Origin of the sequence: Proteus mirabilis ATCC 29906, from assembly GCF_000160755.1 — a bacterium.
GTDB lineage: Bacteria > Pseudomonadota > Gammaproteobacteria > Enterobacterales > Enterobacteriaceae > Proteus > Proteus mirabilis.
The window spans coordinates 98,707-115,509 of sequence record NZ_GG668581.1 but is presented as its reverse complement, the minus strand read 5'-3'; the positions used below and the strand labels follow the sequence as shown (position 1 = coordinate 115,509).

At 38.4% G+C, this 16,803-nt stretch carries 16 protein-coding genes; 11 read left to right on the top strand and 5 right to left on the bottom strand.

What is annotated here, in order from left to right:
* Positions 1–92 precede the first annotated feature (92 nt).
* The 4 genes from rpsO (at position 93) to HMPREF0693_RS14340 (ending at position 5,770) form a co-directional block, all read left to right on the top strand.
* Positions 93–362, top strand: coding sequence for a 30S ribosomal protein S15 (rpsO, locus tag HMPREF0693_RS14355; RefSeq protein ID WP_004253005.1), 270 nt, complete (start codon positions 93–95; stop codon positions 360–362).
* 269 nt (positions 363–631) lie between these two features.
* On the top strand, positions 632–2,761 hold the full coding sequence (gene pnp, locus HMPREF0693_RS14350; protein WP_004246234.1) for a polyribonucleotide nucleotidyltransferase: 2,130 nt from the start codon (positions 632–634) through the stop codon (positions 2,759–2,761).
* Positions 2,762–2,875: 114 nt separating this feature from the next.
* Positions 2,876–3,763: a lipoprotein NlpI gene (gene nlpI, locus HMPREF0693_RS14345; protein WP_004246233.1), complete on the top strand. Its 888-nt coding sequence runs from the start codon at positions 2,876–2,878 to the stop codon at positions 3,761–3,763.
* 171 nt (positions 3,764–3,934) lie between these two features.
* Positions 3,935–5,770: a DEAD/DEAH family ATP-dependent RNA helicase gene (locus HMPREF0693_RS14340; RefSeq protein ID WP_004246232.1), complete on the top strand. Its 1,836-nt coding sequence runs from the start codon at positions 3,935–3,937 to the stop codon at positions 5,768–5,770.
* Between the two features lie 182 nt (positions 5,771–5,952).
* On the opposite strand, the gene HMPREF0693_RS14335 is transcribed toward HMPREF0693_RS14340, so the two are convergent.
* On the bottom strand, positions 5,953–6,603 hold the full coding sequence (locus tag HMPREF0693_RS14335; protein ID WP_004246231.1) for a helix-turn-helix transcriptional regulator: 651 nt from the start codon (positions 6,601–6,603) through the stop codon (positions 5,953–5,955).
* Between the two features lie 186 nt (positions 6,604–6,789).
* Between HMPREF0693_RS14335 and HMPREF0693_RS14330 the strand changes: the two genes are divergently transcribed.
* The 3 genes from HMPREF0693_RS14330 to HMPREF0693_RS14320 are packed head-to-tail and all read left to right on the top strand — an operon-like array spanning position 6,790 to position 9,425.
* Positions 6,790–7,752, top strand: a complete 963-nt coding sequence (locus HMPREF0693_RS14330) for a sugar phosphate isomerase/epimerase family protein (RefSeq protein WP_004246230.1) — start codon at positions 6,790–6,792, stop codon at positions 7,750–7,752.
* 36 nt (positions 7,753–7,788) lie between these two features.
* The gene (locus HMPREF0693_RS14325; protein WP_004246229.1) at positions 7,789–8,166 is read left to right on the top strand and encodes a RidA family protein; all 378 of its coding nucleotides are present in this window, start codon (positions 7,789–7,791) and stop codon (positions 8,164–8,166) included.
* 11 nt (positions 8,167–8,177) lie between these two features.
* A complete protein-coding gene (locus HMPREF0693_RS14320; protein ID WP_004249598.1) occupies positions 8,178–9,425 on the top strand; it encodes an MFS transporter in 1,248 nt (415 codons plus the stop codon).
* Positions 9,426–9,481: 56 nt separating this feature from the next.
* Here the strand turns inward: HMPREF0693_RS14320 and HMPREF0693_RS14315 are convergent, their stop codons facing one another.
* A complete protein-coding gene (locus HMPREF0693_RS14315; RefSeq protein WP_036919638.1) occupies positions 9,482–9,688 on the bottom strand; it encodes a hypothetical protein in 207 nt (68 codons plus the stop codon).
* 195 nt (positions 9,689–9,883) lie between these two features.
* Here HMPREF0693_RS14315 and HMPREF0693_RS14310 point away from each other — a divergent pair, with 195 nt between their 5' ends.
* Positions 9,884–10,129 carry a hypothetical protein gene (locus HMPREF0693_RS14310; RefSeq protein ID WP_004246226.1) on the top strand — a complete coding sequence of 82 codons (246 nt, stop codon included), beginning with the start codon at positions 9,884–9,886 and terminating at the stop codon, positions 10,127–10,129.
* 180 nt (positions 10,130–10,309) lie between these two features.
* On the opposite strand, the gene HMPREF0693_RS14305 is transcribed toward HMPREF0693_RS14310, so the two are convergent.
* Genes HMPREF0693_RS14305 through HMPREF0693_RS14295 form a run of 3 tightly spaced genes read right to left on the bottom strand, consistent with a single transcriptional unit; the run spans position 10,310 to position 13,129 of the window.
* Positions 10,310–10,684: a YjaA family stress response protein gene (locus tag HMPREF0693_RS14305; RefSeq protein ID WP_004246224.1), complete on the bottom strand. Its 375-nt coding sequence runs from the start codon at positions 10,682–10,684 to the stop codon at positions 10,310–10,312.
* A 22-nt stretch (positions 10,685–10,706) separates the two neighbouring features.
* On the bottom strand, positions 10,707–11,423 hold the full coding sequence (btsR, locus tag HMPREF0693_RS14300; protein WP_004246223.1) for a two-component system response regulator BtsR: 717 nt from the start codon (positions 11,421–11,423) through the stop codon (positions 10,707–10,709).
* Positions 11,424–11,425: 2 nt separating this feature from the next.
* Entirely contained in the window at positions 11,426–13,129 is a 1,704-nt protein-coding gene (locus HMPREF0693_RS14295; protein ID WP_004246222.1) for a sensor histidine kinase, read from the bottom strand.
* Between the two features lie 235 nt (positions 13,130–13,364).
* Here HMPREF0693_RS14295 and HMPREF0693_RS14290 point away from each other — a divergent pair, with 235 nt between their 5' ends.
* Genes HMPREF0693_RS14290 through HMPREF0693_RS14280 form a run of 3 tightly spaced genes read left to right on the top strand, consistent with a single transcriptional unit; the run spans position 13,365 to position 16,654 of the window.
* On the top strand, positions 13,365–14,336 hold the full coding sequence (locus HMPREF0693_RS14290; protein WP_004246221.1) for an HlyD family secretion protein: 972 nt from the start codon (positions 13,365–13,367) through the stop codon (positions 14,334–14,336).
* A 9-nt stretch (positions 14,337–14,345) separates the two neighbouring features.
* Positions 14,346–15,491, top strand: coding sequence for an ABC transporter permease (locus HMPREF0693_RS14285; protein WP_004246220.1), 1,146 nt, complete (start codon positions 14,346–14,348; stop codon positions 15,489–15,491).
* Positions 15,491–16,654, top strand: coding sequence for an ABC transporter permease (locus HMPREF0693_RS14280; protein WP_012368735.1), 1,164 nt, complete (start codon positions 15,491–15,493; stop codon positions 16,652–16,654). Before HMPREF0693_RS14285 ends, HMPREF0693_RS14280 begins: the two co-directional genes overlap by 1 nt.
* The last annotated feature ends 149 nt before the right edge of the window (positions 16,655–16,803 follow it).

Genomic DNA, 16,803 nt, shown 5'->3' with positions numbered 1-16,803 from the left:
AGAATAATGCGGCTATCTGTTTAGGTGGCTGAGTTGGATAGCTGAATTAGAGATTGGCTATCTGAAAATTTTACTTTTATTGGAGTTTTATTATGTCTCTAAGTACTGAAGCGAAAGCAAAGATCGTTGCTGAATTCGGTCGTGATGCTAACGATACTGGCTCAAGCGAAGTTCAGATCGCACTGCTGACTGCAGAAATCAACCACCTGCAAGGTCACTTTTCAGAGCACAAAAAAGATCACCACAGCCGTCGTGGTCTGCTGCGTAAAGTTTCCAGCCGTCGTAATCTGCTGGACTACCTGAAACGTAAAGATGTAGCTCGTTATACTGCACTGATTGAACGTTTAGGTCTGCGTCGCTAATCAAGTGAGTTTCAGTGAAAAGGGGCCCGTAGGCCCCTTTTCTACTAGAAAGTGCTATTTTTAAGAAAGTGCTATTTCAAAAATGAGTCGTTATGTTTTAATGTGGTGATGGTTATTTAGTCTCTCTAGTTGCGACAATTCGCGCGGCTAATGAAAGTGTTTAAACGTGGTTAAGTTAAATATTTCCATTAGTCGCGAGGGGACGTAGCGGAGAAAAGATTATTCATCGTCGCTAAATATCATGCGACAATAAGATAAAGGATATTATTTTGCTGAATCCTACAGTTCGTAAATTTCAATACGGTCAACATACCGTTACGTTAGAAACGGGCATGATGGCTCGCCAAGCAACGGCTGCTGTAATGGTTGACATGGACGGCACTGCTGTTTTTGTTACCGTTGTTGCTAAGAAAAAAGTGAAAGAAGGACAAGACTTCTTCCCACTCACCGTTAACTATCAAGAGCGTTCATACGCAGCTGGCCGTATTCCAGGAAGTTTCTTCCGTCGTGAAGGTCGTCCTGGCGAAGGTGAAACTTTAATCGCGCGTCTTATTGACCGCCCTTTACGCCCACTATTCCCAGAAGGGTTCTTAAACGAAATCCAAGTAGTTGCGACTGTGGTTTCTGTTAATCCACAAGTTAACCCAGATATCGTTGCTATGATTGGTGCTTCTGCAGCACTGTCATTATCAGGTGTACCTTTCAATGGTCCTATCGGTGGTGCTCGTGTTGGCTTTATTGATGGTCAATATGTACTGAACCCAACCGTTGATGAACTGAAAATTAGTAAATTAGACTTAGTGGTTGCAGGTACTGCGGGTGCGGTACTGATGGTTGAATCAGAAGCTGATTTATTATCAGAAGAACAAATGTTAGGTGCAGTGGTATTTGGTCATGAACAACAACAAGTTGTGATTGAAAATATCAATGCATTAGTTGCCGAAGTCGGTAAAGAAAAATGGGATTGGGCACCAGAGCCTATTAACCAATCTTTACATGATCGTATTGCTCAATTAGCACAAACTCGTATTGGTGATGCGTATCGTATTACTGAAAAACAAGAGCGTTATGAGCAAATCGATGCTATTCGTGATGAAGTGATCAGCACATTATTAGCAGAAGATGAGTCTTTAGACGAAGGCGAAATCATTGAAATTTTCTCTGGTTTAGAGAAGAAAATTGTTCGTGCTCGTGTATTAGCGGGTGAACCTCGTATCGATGGTCGTGAAAAAGACATGGTACGTGCTTTAGATATTCGTACAGGTTTATTACCACGTACACATGGCTCTGCGCTATTTACTCGTGGCGAAACTCAAGCATTAGTAACAGCTACTTTAGGTACTGCACGTGATGCACAAACCATTGATGACATCATGGGTGAGCATACCGATACCTTCTTACTGCACTACAACTTCCCTCCATATTCTGTCGGTGAAACAGGTATGATGGGTTCGCCAAAACGTCGTGAAATTGGTCATGGTCGTTTAGCAAAACGTGGTGTATTAGCCGTTATGCCAACGATTGAAGAATTCCCATACACAGTACGTGTAGTGTCTGAAATTACAGAATCCAATGGTTCATCTTCAATGGCATCTGTTTGTGGTGCTTCTTTAGCACTGATGGATGCGGGTGTACCAATTAAAGAATCTGTTGCTGGTATTGCAATGGGTCTGGTAAAAGAAGGTGAAAACTTCGTTGTTCTTTCTGATATTTTAGGTGATGAAGACCATTTAGGTGATATGGACTTTAAAGTTGCGGGTAGCCGTAACGGAGTCAGTGCATTACAAATGGATATCAAAATCGAAGGTATCACTCGTGAAATTATGCAAGTTGCGTTAAATCAAGCGAAAAGCGCACGTCTGCATATTTTAGGGGTAATGGAAAGTGCAATTAGCCAGCCGCGTGCAGAAATTTCTGAGTTTGCACCACGTATTCACACTATCAAAATCAATGCTGATAAGATCAAAGATGTTATCGGTAAGGGTGGTTCGGTTATCCGTGCATTAACGGAAGAAACTGGGACCACTATCGAAATCGAAGATGATGGTACAGTGAAAATTGCAGCTACTAGTGGCGAACAAGCAAAACAAGCTATCGCTCGTATCGAAGAGATCACGGCAGAAGTCGAAGTTGGCCGTATCTATAACGGTAAAGTAACACGTATCGTTGATTTCGGTGCATTTGTTGCTATCGGTGGTGGTAAAGAAGGTCTGGTGCATATTTCTCAAATCGCAGACAAACGCGTTGAGAAAGTAAGTGATTACCTGACTATGGGTCAAGAAGTTCCAGTGAAAGTACTGGAAATTGACCGCCAAGGCCGTATCCGCTTAAGCATGAAAGAGGCTCAAGCAACCCAGCAGGAAGCAGCTGAAACTTCTTCTGAAGATCCTGCAAATTAATGATATTCTACTACCGATATCTAGACATAGGTATCGGTAGAGACTTATTATGATTGACAAGTAGGACGTCATAAAACGCTTTTTGTTGAAAGAGTCTGACTTTGGGAGTGAGAAATGAAAACATTTCTGCGCGGTTGTTCTATTGCTGTTTTCATCTTTATTTCCGGGTGCAGCACTAGTCCAGAATGGCGTAAGAATGCTATTTTTGCTACTCCACTACAGCCTTCTTTACAACAAGAAGTGATATTGGCTCGTATAGAACAAATTCTGGCGAGCCGTTCATTAACCGAAGATGAATATGCACAGCTTTTATATGAGCGTGGTGTGCTGTATGATAGTCTCGGTTTAAGAGCATTGGCGCGCAATGATTTTTCAATGGCGTTGTCAATGAGACCAGATATGCTAGAGATTTTTAATTTTCTAGGTATCTATTTTACGCAAGCAGCGAATTATGATGCTGCTTATGAAGCGTTTGATTCTGTTTTAGAGCTTGATCCAACTTACAATAATGCGCGTTTTAATCGAGGTATCGCTTTATACTATGGTGGCCGATTGAAATTGGCGCAGGATGATCTGCAGGCGTTTTATCAGGTCGATCCAAATGATCCCATTCGTTCGCTTTGGTTATATCTTGTTGAAAAAGAGATAGACTCTGATTCTGCTAAAAAACAGCTGAAACAGCGATACTTAAAGGCGAATAAAACGGGACAATGGGGATGGAATATAGTTGAGTTTTATTTAGGTGACATTAGTGAAAAAACATTAATGGAAAGGCTAAATGAAACGTCAACCGATAACACTTCGCTCGCTGAGCATCTTAGTGAAACTAACTTCTATTTAGGTAAATATTACCTAAGTCTGGGGGACATGGATAGCGCTGAAGCGTTATTCAAGCTGACGGTTGCCAACAACGCACATAACTTTGTTGAGCACCGCTACGCATTGTTGGAATTAGCACTGTTAGGCCAACAAGAAGACCTAGCGGAATCGGACCAGCAATAGCTGACGAACATTTCTTTGATCAGTTTGAAAGCCATCATCTGCATAGGATGAGGGCTTGTTTGTTCGTTTAATAATATAATTTGAGCCAGTTCACATTTTAGATGATAAAGACCGACAAACCATGCGGTATGTTATGTCAACTGGCCGCCATAATGAATGAGGCACAGTGACATGACTACTGAAACCGATATGACTTTTGCTGATCTAGGTTTATCAGCACCTATTTTGACTGCACTGAATGATTTAGGCTACGAGAAGCCTTCTCCAATTCAGCAACAATGTATTCCTTTCCTTTTAGATGGCAATGATGTTCTAGGTATGGCACAAACCGGTAGTGGTAAAACCGCTGCGTTTAGCTTACCGTTATTACACAATCTAGATGAATCATTAAAAGCACCACAAATTTTAGTGTTAGCACCAACCCGTGAACTTGCGGTTCAGGTTGCCGAAGCCATTGAAGATTTTTCTAAACATTTACCAAAAGTGAATGTCGTTGCTCTGTATGGTGGCCAACGCTATGACGTTCAACTACGTGCATTACGCCAAGGGCCACAAGTTGTTGTGGGTACACCGGGTCGTTTATTAGATCACTTAAACCGTGGCACATTAGATTTATCTAAACTAAAAGGTTTAGTATTAGATGAAGCTGATGAAATGTTACGTATGGGCTTTATTGAAGATGTTGAAAATATCTTAAGTAAGATCCCAGCAGAGCACCAGACTGCATTATTCTCTGCGACGATGCCAGAAGCTATCCGTCGTATTACACGTCGCTTTATGAATGATCCAAAAGAAGTACGTATTCAAAGCAGTGTAACTACACGCCCAGATATTAGCCAAAGCTATTGGATGACTTATGGTGCACGTAAAAATGAAGCATTAATCCGTTTCTTAGAAGCAGAAGATTTCGATGCAGCTATTATTTTCGTTCGTACAAAAAATGCGACCTTAGAAGTAGCAGAAACCTTAGAGCGTAATGGCTATAACAGTGCGGCATTGAATGGTGACATGAATCAGTCTCTGCGTGAGCAAACATTAGAGCGTCTGAAAAACGGCCGTTTAGATATCCTTATCGCAACGGATGTTGCTGCGCGTGGTCTGGATGTTGACCGTATCAGCTTGGTTGTCAACTATGATATCCCTATGGATTCAGAGTCTTATGTACATCGTATTGGCCGTACTGGCCGTGCAGGTCGTGCGGGTCGTGCAATTCTATTTGTTGATAATCGTGAGCGCCGTTTACTGCGCAATATCGAGCGCACGATGAAGATGTCTATTCCTGAAGTTGAGTTACCAAACGCAGAGCTGATTAGTCAGCGTCGTCAGGAAAAATTTGCTCAGCAAATCGCTCAACAGTTAGAAACAAGTAACCTTGACCAATATCGTGCATTGTTACCAAAATTAGCGCCACAAGGTGAAGAAGCGTTAGATATGGAAACATTGGCGGCGGTATTACTGAAAATGGCTCAAGGTGAGCGTGCACTTATTCTGCCACCTGATCCAGTACGTCGTCCTCGTCGTGAATTTAACGATCGTGACGATCGCCGTAACGATCGCGAACGTTCTCCACGTCGTGAGCGCCGTGATGCGGGTGAAATGGATCTTTATCGTATTGAAGTGGGTCGTGATGATGGGGTTGAGGTTCGTCATATTGTTGGTGCTATTGCCAACGAAGGCGATATCAGTAGCCGTTATATTGGTAATATCAAATTATATGGCTCTCACTCAACCATTGAGTTACCAAAAGGGATGCCAGGCGATTTATTAAGCCACTTCACTCGTACTCGCATTATGAATAAACCATTGAATATGCAGTTAGTGGGTGATGCACAACCTTACCGTGAGCGCCGTAATAGCAGCCGTCGTGATGGTCAGCCACAAGGTGGTCGTCGCTTTAGTAAAGGCGATCAACCACCACGCCGTGGTAATGGCGAGCGTGGTAACTTCCGTGGTCGCGGTAATAACGAAAATGCACCACGTCGCCGTAGTAGTACTCATAATCAATAAGAAACTTAAAGTTTATTCAATTTTAAGCTGAATTGATAAAAACCAGTCCATACAATGGACTGGTTTTTTTATAGTATGCTGAGCATGGTGTTTGGCGCCTTATATGCAGCCGTAAGTAGGGCGCTGTTAGAGGACGACAGGAGTGATCCCATCTCCTACTAGACAATAAGTAAATCTTATTATTATTTCTTGCTTAAATTTCTTAAATGCTTATAAATTGTTGCTGAGCTTATGCCTAATTCGGCGGATACTATTTTATGTGTTGCTGAAAATTCAAAAAGTCCACTTTCATTTAATTCTTTAATTATCTCTAAATTCTTGTATTTACTTGGAATATTTTTATTTCCGTAAACTCTCTTTTTAATTGGTTCTAGATGATTCTGTACAAGATTATTCACATCTTGTGAAAAATTTTCATGTTTTAAATTATTTGTATCAGTAAAACTATCTATTAATGCATTTAATGGCATATCGAGAGCAAAGTTCATACAAATCATACCAATAGGTGTACCTGCATTATTTACAATTAAAGTAGATGATGATTTAAATGGCCGAACACTTTTTGTATTGAAATAAACCTCCCACATTTGATCTGTTCGATTAAATTTTGAGAGTTTTTCTAAAGCAATATTTGTTACGGGGGCACCTAATCCACGACCAGTAACATGTCCATTAACTATGTGGATAACGGAATGGCGTAAATCCTCAAAACTATGTAGCACTATTTCACAATAATCACCGAGAAATTGCCCCAAATTATCGAGAAAAGGAATATAAGAGCGGAGTAGATGCCGATCTTCTTCAGTAATCTTTTGGTTTGTAGGAAGGTCCATAAGAAATTTTACCCATAATTACAGTTAAATAATTCTAACGTTAAAAGTTGTCGAAATCCATGTTTAGTATACTCGGATAATACTGAGTAAAATATTTTTATACTAAGTTAAGTTTTATGATCCTAAGCACATACTTTATTTTCTTAATATGGCTAAATACGGGTATAGGAATTCGAGGAAGAAATTATGAAACTAGGTATTGAAACAGAGTCCTATCACCTATTTTTTCAGCAGGGTGTAATGGATGTTTTTGATTTTATAAATAAAGCAACTGAATTAGGGCTGGATGGGGTCGAATTAAATATCATTCCTGATGAAGGATTACACCCAGAATTTGGTGTGTTAACAAGTGATAGCCCTGAATATTTAGCAAAAGTACGTCAGGCAATTGAAGATAAAAATCTTTATTGTGAATTAGATACACGTTTTACAACACCAAAGGCATTAACAAAAGCAATTGATATCGCTCGAGGAATTGGTGCTGATGTGATACGTACTTATATGTTTCGTCGAGGACAATACAATCCGAAACAATACCCTAAAATTATTCAAGATATTAAGTCTATTGTTCCATTATTAAAAAAATATCGTATACGTCTTGCAATAGAAAATCATGAAGATGAAACGGCTGATGAAATCTTAAATATTGTAAAAAATGTTGATTCTATTTGGGTTGGTGCACATTGTGATATTGGTAATGGCATGATGGCGTGGGAAGATCCTATAGTAACAGTGAGCAAATTAGCACCTTATACATATAGCACTCATTTTAAAGATCATATTGTTACACATGATGATGAAACACTGGTAATTACAGGAATGCCTCTTGGTGAAGGGAGTATTGATATCGATGAATGTTTTCGTTTATTAGTTGAACATTCACCTGTAACACGTATTAACTTAGAAAACTGTTTTCCCTATACATCTCATTTTGCTAGAGATAAAGGAACGGGGGGAGTATTTGAATTAAGTGGAAGCTTTGAAGTTAAATCACCACCTTTTGATACGCAATTAATTAACCCCTTGGAATATTATTATCCAGCTAAAATTTCTCCTGTTGCATTAAAAACATTAATGGACGCACAAGAGCGTTGTGTACAAGTTTCTGTTAATAAATTAAAAGAACTAAGAAAAAAATATTGTTATTAATATATAAAAATAGTTATCAAATATTGGAGTGATCTCATGATTATTAATACTACATCAGCACCAGAAGCTATTGGTCCTTATTCACAAGCAATTAAAGTTGAAAATCATATTTATATTTCAGGTTGTTGCCCATTCAATACTCATGATGGTTCTGTTATGGGAAATGATATTGAAACACAAACATTAAAAGCTATGAATAATTTAAAAGCTATTATAGAAGCTGCCGGTGCATCAATGGATGATATTGTTAAAACGACTTGTTTTATTAAAGATATAAAAGATTTTCCTATTTTTAATAATATTTATTCTTCTTTTTTTACATCAGGAAAATACCCAGCTCGTTCATGTGTGGAAGTTTCTCGTCTACCTAAAGATGTTTTAATTGAAATAGAAGCTATCGCTTATAAAAAATAGGAAATATGATCATGAATAAATGGGGAAAATTATGTTTTCTTATTTTGGGTGGTGGGACTATATTCAAACTATCCAGCATGAAAGATGTATTTTATGTGCCAATGCAACAAGATTGGGGATTATCTAACACCCAAATTGGTTTTGGCTTTACTATTTATGCCATTATTCAAACAATCGGATTATTTTCATCATTGTATATTGCCGATCGCTTCTCTAAGAAAATTTTATTACCAGCGGGCTTAATTGGGGTAGGTTTATGTGGTGCTTATTTAAGCACATTGCCTCCTTTTACGGGTTATTTAATTGCATTTGGTGCAATGGCATTTTTCGGCGAGGTTGTTTATTGGCCTGTTTTACTAAAATCGGTACGTTTATTAGGAAATAAAGAAGAACAAGGACGTATGTTTGGTTTTCTAGAAGCTGGGCGAGGGGTTGTTGATGTTCTAGTAGCTTCGGGAGCTCTTTATATATTTGTTTTATTTGGTGAAGGTAAAGCAGGTATGCAAGCAGGATTAATTTATTATACGCTTGCTACAATAATAGTAGGTATAATTACATATTTTATTGTGGATAATGACGATAAGAAGGAAACCTCCTCAGCAAGTGAAGCTAATCGCCAAGTTTTGGAAGGGATTAAAAATGTCGTAAAATGTCCTAACTTATGGTTAGCATCAATGAGTATCTTCTTTGTTTATTCTGCTTACTGTGGGTTAACTTATTTTATTCCTTTTTTAAAAGATATTTACGCACTACCAATAGCCCTTATCGGTGCCTATGGCATTATTAATCAATATGCACTAAAAATGATAGGTGGTCCATTAGGCGGATTTTTAGCTGACAAAGTTGCAAAATCGCCAACAATATATCTGAAATGGACATTTTTATTATCTGCGATTGCAATGGCTATTTTCATTATGTTGCCTCATGACTCAATGAATGTCTATTTAGGTATGACTGCAACATTAGGTTTCGGTGCAATCATTTTCTCGCAAAGAGCTATTTTCTTTGCACCAATGGATGAAATTGGAACACCAAGACAATATGCGGGTTCAGCGATGGCGTTTGGATGTATTATTGGTTATATGCCTTCCATGTTTGCTTATGCTCTCTATGGGTCATTATTAGATAATTTTGAGGGTATTCAAGGATATAACTATGTATTTAGTATTATGGTCACTTTTAGTTTGCTTGGTTTTATTTGTGCAACCATATTAGCTAAGCGTATTAAAATGATAAATAACACTTTAAATATAGCTTAAAAATAGACACCGCTTAATTGTGATCTAGCAAACACCGCTTCATCGATTGGCATTAGCTAAATACGGCTATACCTAGTACAAGGAATGCACTTTAAGCGTTCTTCTGGTGGCGATAATAAATCAATATTTTGTTTATTGCCTTGGCGTAAACGACTTAATGTTTTGGCTAAACGCTCTTGCTCTAATGGATTAAGCAAATTGTTCAGGTAAATGGTGAGCGAGGGCGGTAATAACGAAAATGTACCACGTCGCCGTAGTAGCACTCATAATCAATAAGAATATAATTCACTCAGTATTCAATTGAGTTGATGATATAAATTGAAAAACCAGTCAACAAAAATTGGCTGGTTTTTTCTATATAAAGTAGAAATAAATAATTACTCAATTGGGTACATTTTATTGGCATATTCCAAGAGTGCATTAATTTCTATATTGATGGTAAGGGATTAGACAAATGGTTGGGGTTTGATCGGCAAACGGATTGGCGGTTTTTAGATTTTGATTTTGATATTTTTATTGTTGATAAAGATAACTTTCCTAATTACAATCGTAATAAAATAATTTACAGTAAAGCCGAACAATATTTAGGTATTAAACCTGTTTATAGTCAATTAGAGAATAATCGATTAGTGCTTTATCGTTGCCATTGTGGTAGTGATTATTGTTCTGTGATTTCTTGTACTTTAGATATTACAGAACATTAGGTGAAATGGAATAATATTGCATATAAGGATGGATTAGATAGAGAGGAGGCTTTAGATTTGGATAAGCATGGAATAACACCTATTAAACAATTTATATTTTCTAGAAAACAATATCAGCAGGTTTTTAATAAGTATTTAGACACTTATTTGTAAATGGTTAAATACTGATTTTATGTAGGGTTATGATTTATTGATTAATTCAATCACCTCTGCATCCATAAGTGGTGTGAGTTTTGCACTAATAACGATTTTTTTGTATTTGTTATTCAACCCACCGGCAATGACTTCATTGAATAATCGAATTTCTACTTGGGATAATCCATCTTCGGTACGTTCTAAAGGATGAATTACCACATTTCTTTTTCGACAAAAAAAGGATAATGGGTTAATACCTATTTGAGTAAGTGCTGTTCGTATCGCTTCAATAGCAGGGTAAAAATCGCCAATTAACATTCGACTATGAGTAAAATGACGTTCTACAGAAAATTCTTTTTTGGTGTGAAGATCACGAACTTCGATGCGATTAATATAAACTTTAATATAAATGGGTTCCATCAAGCTTATTCCTTTTTACTGATTAAATTAAGCCAATCGCTTCTTTTAAGGGTTTAAGGTAACGTCGACTGACCGGAATTTGTTTATTATTATGTAAAATAAGTTCTGCTTGTCCATTATCACCAAAAACAATTTCATTGACATAATCCATATTCACTAAATATTGACGATGGCAACGTACCAGCGGAGTGCGTGTTTCTAAAGTACGTAATGTAAGCTCAGTAAAACCTTCTTGCCCTTGATTATTGGTGACATAGACACCGCTTAATCGTGATGTAGCAAACACGGCTTCATCGATTGGCATTAGCCAAATACGGCTATGCCCAGTACAAGGAATGCACTTTAAGCGTTCTTCTGGTGGTGATAATAAATCAATATTTTGTTTATTGCCTTGGCGTAAACGACTTAATGTTTTGGCTAAACGCTCTTGCTCTAATGGTTTGAGCAAATAATCAAAAGCGTGCTCTTCGAATGCTTGAATAGCATATTCTTCAAATGCGGTTAAAAAGACAATATAAGGGCGATGTTCAGGATCAAGCATTGAGACCATTTCTAAGCCAGTAATACGTGGCATTTGAATATCAAGAAAAACCACATCAGGTTTTTTACGATGTATTTCTCCTATCGCCTCAATAGCATTACTGCATTCACCAATAATATGAATATCTTTTTCTTCTTCGAGTAAACAACGTAAATTTTCACGAGCAAGCGGCTCATCATCAACGATTAATATATTCATTGTTATGCTGCGTTATCCATATTTTTTTCTAAGGGTAAACAGATTTTTATTTTGGTATAGTTATCAGGCTGACACTCCACAAGTACACCATATAGATCACCATAGCGTAATTTAATCCGCTTATCGACAAGTCTCATTCCTAAACCGAGCTGATGTGATGCGCCTTGCGAATGATAAAGCCCTGCATTATCACTAATTTCGATCACTATTAAGTGGTCTTCTTGATGCGCTCTAATTGTAATCTTTCCGATGCCTAATAACTGTGATGTTCCATGTTTAATTGCATTCTCAACCATAGGCTGAAGCGAAAATGCAGGAAGGCGCGCAGTGGCTAAATGTTCAGGTATCTGAATATCTATCTGTAAACTTTCTTGAAAGCGCGCTTTTTCAATTTGTAAATAAGCCGTGACGTGTTCAATTTCATCACTGAGTGTCACTATCGCTTCGGGTCTTTTTAAATTCTTACGGAAAAAAGCCGACAGAAATTGCACTAACTGTTTTGCTTGATCACTATCACGACGAATAACGGCTTGTAATGTATTTAATGCATTAAATAAAAAGTGGGGATTGACTTGTGCGTGTAGTAATTTAATTTCTGATTCTAATAGTGATTGTTTATTTCTTTCGTATTGTCCGGCAAGAATTTGTGCTGATAATAGACTGGCGATCCCTTCTCCTAAGGTTCTATTAATGGAGCTAAATAAGCGATTCTTTGCTTCATAGAGCTTTATGGTGCCAATAACGCGATTATTTTCTCCTCGTAAAGGAATAACCAGTGTCGAGCCTAATTTACAATGTGGAGAAAGGGTACATCGATAAGGTGTCTCATTGCCGTCCGCATACACGACTTCGTTATTATTAATGGCTTGTTTAGATTGTTCTGAGGAAATCGGTGTACCTGGCAAATGATGATCAGCGCCAATACCAATAAAAGCGAGTAGTTTATCTCTATCCGTAATGGCGACAGCACTGACTTTTAATTCTTGGTAGATAACTTTTGCAACACGAGTACTATTATCTTGGTTAAAGCCTTTACGTAAAATACCTTCAGTGCAAACCGCAATTTTTAATGCTTGAGCGGAGAAAGCACTAGTATATTTTTCAAAAATGGCACGTCTATCTTGTAATATCCTAATAAACATCGCAGCACCTATTGTATTTGCTACAATCATAGGAGCGGCAATATTTTTTACTAAAGAAAGTGCTTCATCAAAAGGACGAGCGAGTAATAAAATAATACTCATCTGTATTATTTCGGCAAAAAAGGTGACGGTAGCCGCTGTCCAAGGATTAAATATGCGGTGCATTTGTCCATGTTTTACATAATAACGATGAACTAATCCACCAATTAATCCTTCTGCGATAGTGGATACCATACAACTTAACGCTGTCATCCCGCCGAGGGAATAGCGGTGTAAGCCACCCGTGAAGCCAACGAGAAAGCCTACATACGGTCCACCTAATAATCCGCCTAATACGGAGCCAATAGCACGGGTATTAGCAATAGAGTCATTAATATGCAATCCAAAATAGGTGCCCATAATGCAGAAAATGGAGAAAATCACATAGCACATTAATTTATGTGGAAGTTTGATAGTCACTTGTAAAAGAGGCGTAAATAGCGGCGTTTTGCTGAGAAACCACGCAATAATGAGATAAACGCACATTTGCTGTAATAACAGCAAAATTAAATCAAATTCGTACATAAGTTGTGTGTACCACTTTCTGTGTTTATTTAATAAATTAAAAAAACGTAGATAAAATGAGGCTATTCATGGAGTAATAAAATTTGGTATAAGAATAACTTAATCGCACTATCAAAGAAAATCTTCCTCTGAGTCAGTGATCTAGCGCACAAAATTCTTAAAGAAATAGCCAGTTATTGTGTAAGATAACGCTATCAGTGAGTGTTCTACTTCACTATTAAGGTCTAATCGTTATATGAAAAAAAGAGCCATCTATCTTATTTTATTAATGCTAATACTTATTGCATTAGCCGTTCTTTTCCGCGCGCATAATCAATATTTATTACTGCAAGGTGAAGTGGATGCACCTGAAGTTATTGTGGCCTCTAAAGCCAAAGGACGTGTTATAGAGCGTCATATTGAGCGGGGTGATGATGTTAAAGCGGGGCAATTGATGATCACCTTAGATAGCCCAGAACTCAATGCTCAAGTGGCTGCACTGGAAGCGGCAAAAGCCCAAGCTCAAGCGCAATTAGATCTCTCTATTCACGGTACAAGAGAAGAAAGCATTCGCAATTTACAAGCGATCTTATCTCAGGCGCAAGCACAAGCCACCAATGCAACGAAAGATTACCAACGTCTTAGTGCGGTCGCCAATAAAGGTTATGTCTCTGCCAATGAGCTTGATAGTGCTCGTAGTCGTCGAGATGTTGCCGTGCAGCAAGCCAAAGCCGCTCAAGCTGAATTAGATGAAGCGAAAAACGGTGATCGTATTGAATTACGTGAGAAATACCGAGCCGCACTACAACAAGCAGAGCAGCAATTAATTGAGCTGAAAGTTCAGCAACAAGATTTACAGGTAAAAGCTCCGGTTGACGGCGAAGTGGGGCCTATTCCTGCGGAAGTGGGTGAGCTTTTTAATGCCAATAGCCCATTAGCTACGTTAATTCGTCTCCCTGAAGCCTATTTTGTATATAACTTGCGTGAAGATATTTTAGCCGATATCCGCAAAGGCGATCGCATCACAATCACTGTTCCTGCGTTAGGCAATAAAGAAGTGGAAGCAGAAGTTCGCTATATTGCTCCTATGGGAGATTACGCAACGAAAAGAGCGACGCGTGCAACAGGAGATTTCGACTTAAAAACCTTTGAAGTTCGACTGTATCCAACGGCACAAATTGAAGGACTACGTCCTGGTATGAGCGCATTATGGCGTTGGGATAAGTAAGGGCGAATAATGAGAGTAAAGGCAGCTTGGCGTGGTTTTAATAGCGCATTCTCACGAGAAACCCATATGGCAGTGCGAAGTCCAGTGTTCCACTGGCTAAGCTGGCTGTTTCCATTAATGTTATTCACATTAATTAGTGCTAACTTTTCAGAAGGTACTTTGCTGAACTTGCCAGTTTCCGTTATCAATAATGATAATAGTCCACTATCAAAAACGTTGATCCGAGATTTAAATGCAGGCTCTCATGCAAAATTAAGTGCGCTAGATACAAATCCGCGAACCGCCTTAGAGCAGTTAGGAAGTGCAAAAGATTACGCTATTTTAATGATCCCCCGCCATTTTGAAAAAGATGTATTAGCAGGCAAACAGCCGACAACCCGAATGTATTACAATGGGTTGTATTATGCTGCGGGTAGCTATGCTATACAGGATTTTAGCGGGTTAATTGCCGAGCTTAATGCTCAATATCGCACTGTTTTAGCGCAAGAGATGAATAAGCCAGTGCCGCCTTTAGCCAAAGTAACACTCTCTTATGACAGCCTGTTTAATGCTAGTGGTAGTTATATCTACTATCAACAATTTGCTGCAACCATTCATATGCTGCAACTCTTTGTTGTCACCTGCACGATTTACTCCTTATCACGGGGTAATATGCTATTAAACTTAAAACCTTTCACTTTTGCCCTAATAGGTAAATTAGCACCTTATACGCTGTTTTTCTTAACATTATTAATGGTTGAATTAGCGGCGTTAGTGCATTTTTCAGGGGCAAAAGTCAATGGTAATCCGCTTTATATGATATTGGTGGGGTTCTTTTATATCATCGCGGCACAAAGTATTGGGTTGCTGTTGTTTACATTTACCAATAGTGCGATAACCGCATACAGTATGATAGGTATGCTAGTGAGTATCGCCTTAGCTTTTTCAGGGATGGCGGTGCCTGAACTGTCGATGATATTACCTGCTCGAATCATTTCTAATCTAGAGCCGTTAACGCACGCCTTAAATGCTATGTTTGATATCTTCTTAAGGGAAGTTTCGTTACAAGGTATTCTTTATGTGTGCACGCTTTTGTTGATTTATCCTTTTGCGATTGCGCTTTTAGTTCGCAAACGCATCTTTAAAAGATTGGAATTACAGGTAGGTGTCGTATGATGCAGATGTATTTCCAAACATTTAAGCGTGTTTTATTAGGCATGTTAGAAAAACCGATGTGGATGTTATTATTGGTTTCTCTTTGCATTATGAGTTTAGTCTACGCTAAACCTGTATTGTGGGATCTGCCTGTGGCGGTGATCAATCAAGATCATAGCCCCGCCAGTTATGCCCTTATCCGCTCATTAGATGCCACACCTAAATTAAGCTTAAAGGGATATGATAATTTAGATGAAGCTCGTCATGACATGATAATGCGTGAACTGTTTGCCATTATTATCATTCCAACAGATTTTGAAAAAAAACTGCTTAATGGCAAAAATGTTACCGTTCCTGTGTATGGAGATGCGACCAACCGCCTTGCTAGTGGACAAATTCAGCAAGAATTAATGCAGGCGTATCAGCAATTATTAGATAACTATAACGGCCGTATCTTACAAAATGCGGGTTTTAGTGCGACACAGTCAAAAATATTATTAAAACCGATCCAAAGTGAAACTATCGCCATGTATAACCCTGGGGTCAGTTTTGCCGCCATTATTTTCCCAGGCTTGTTAGTGATGTTATTGCAACACTCATTATTAATTGCTTGTGTACGAGTGAGTATCGCCGTCAGAGGAACGCCAAAAGGGAAGCCTCCGTTAGCGGTATATTTAGGCGCGCTATCTGCACTTATACCGATTTGGCTCTTTTTATCTTCGGTGTTCTTTGCACTATGGCCGTGGGTATTAGGCTATCGTCAAGAAGCACCACTTTATCAAATTTGGATGTTGACCTTCCCATTCTTATTAGCGGTATTAGGATTAGGTAAGTTGATCACCGAATGCTTGCGCAGTGTTGAGATGATTTACTTAACATTGGCATTTGTGACGACACCAGTATTCTATATTTCGGGAACTATTTGGCCATTACAAGCTATGCCGGATTGGGTATTGGCAATATCCTCTGCATTACCTTCTACATGGGCTGTAAATGCTATGGCCGGAATTAACCAGATGGGATTATCATTCCAAAGCATCCTAGGGGATATCGTGATGATGCTGGTTTTAGGCGTGATATATACCATTTTGGGGGTGTTAGTGGGGATGTTGCGCAATGGTGAGTTAAGGAAAATTACTCATCAATTTAAGCATTGGGCGAGACATTACCACCGTTCAAAGTAAATAATATCTGTAATATGCTAGGTAAATAGGACGGGATTACTGAAAAGTTATCCCGTCTTTTTTATTTTAGTGTAAATTTTCTATAATAGTCTATTAATAACAAAAATTTGTTTAAATTATTTTACTTTTATGCAATCTCTATCTAAAGA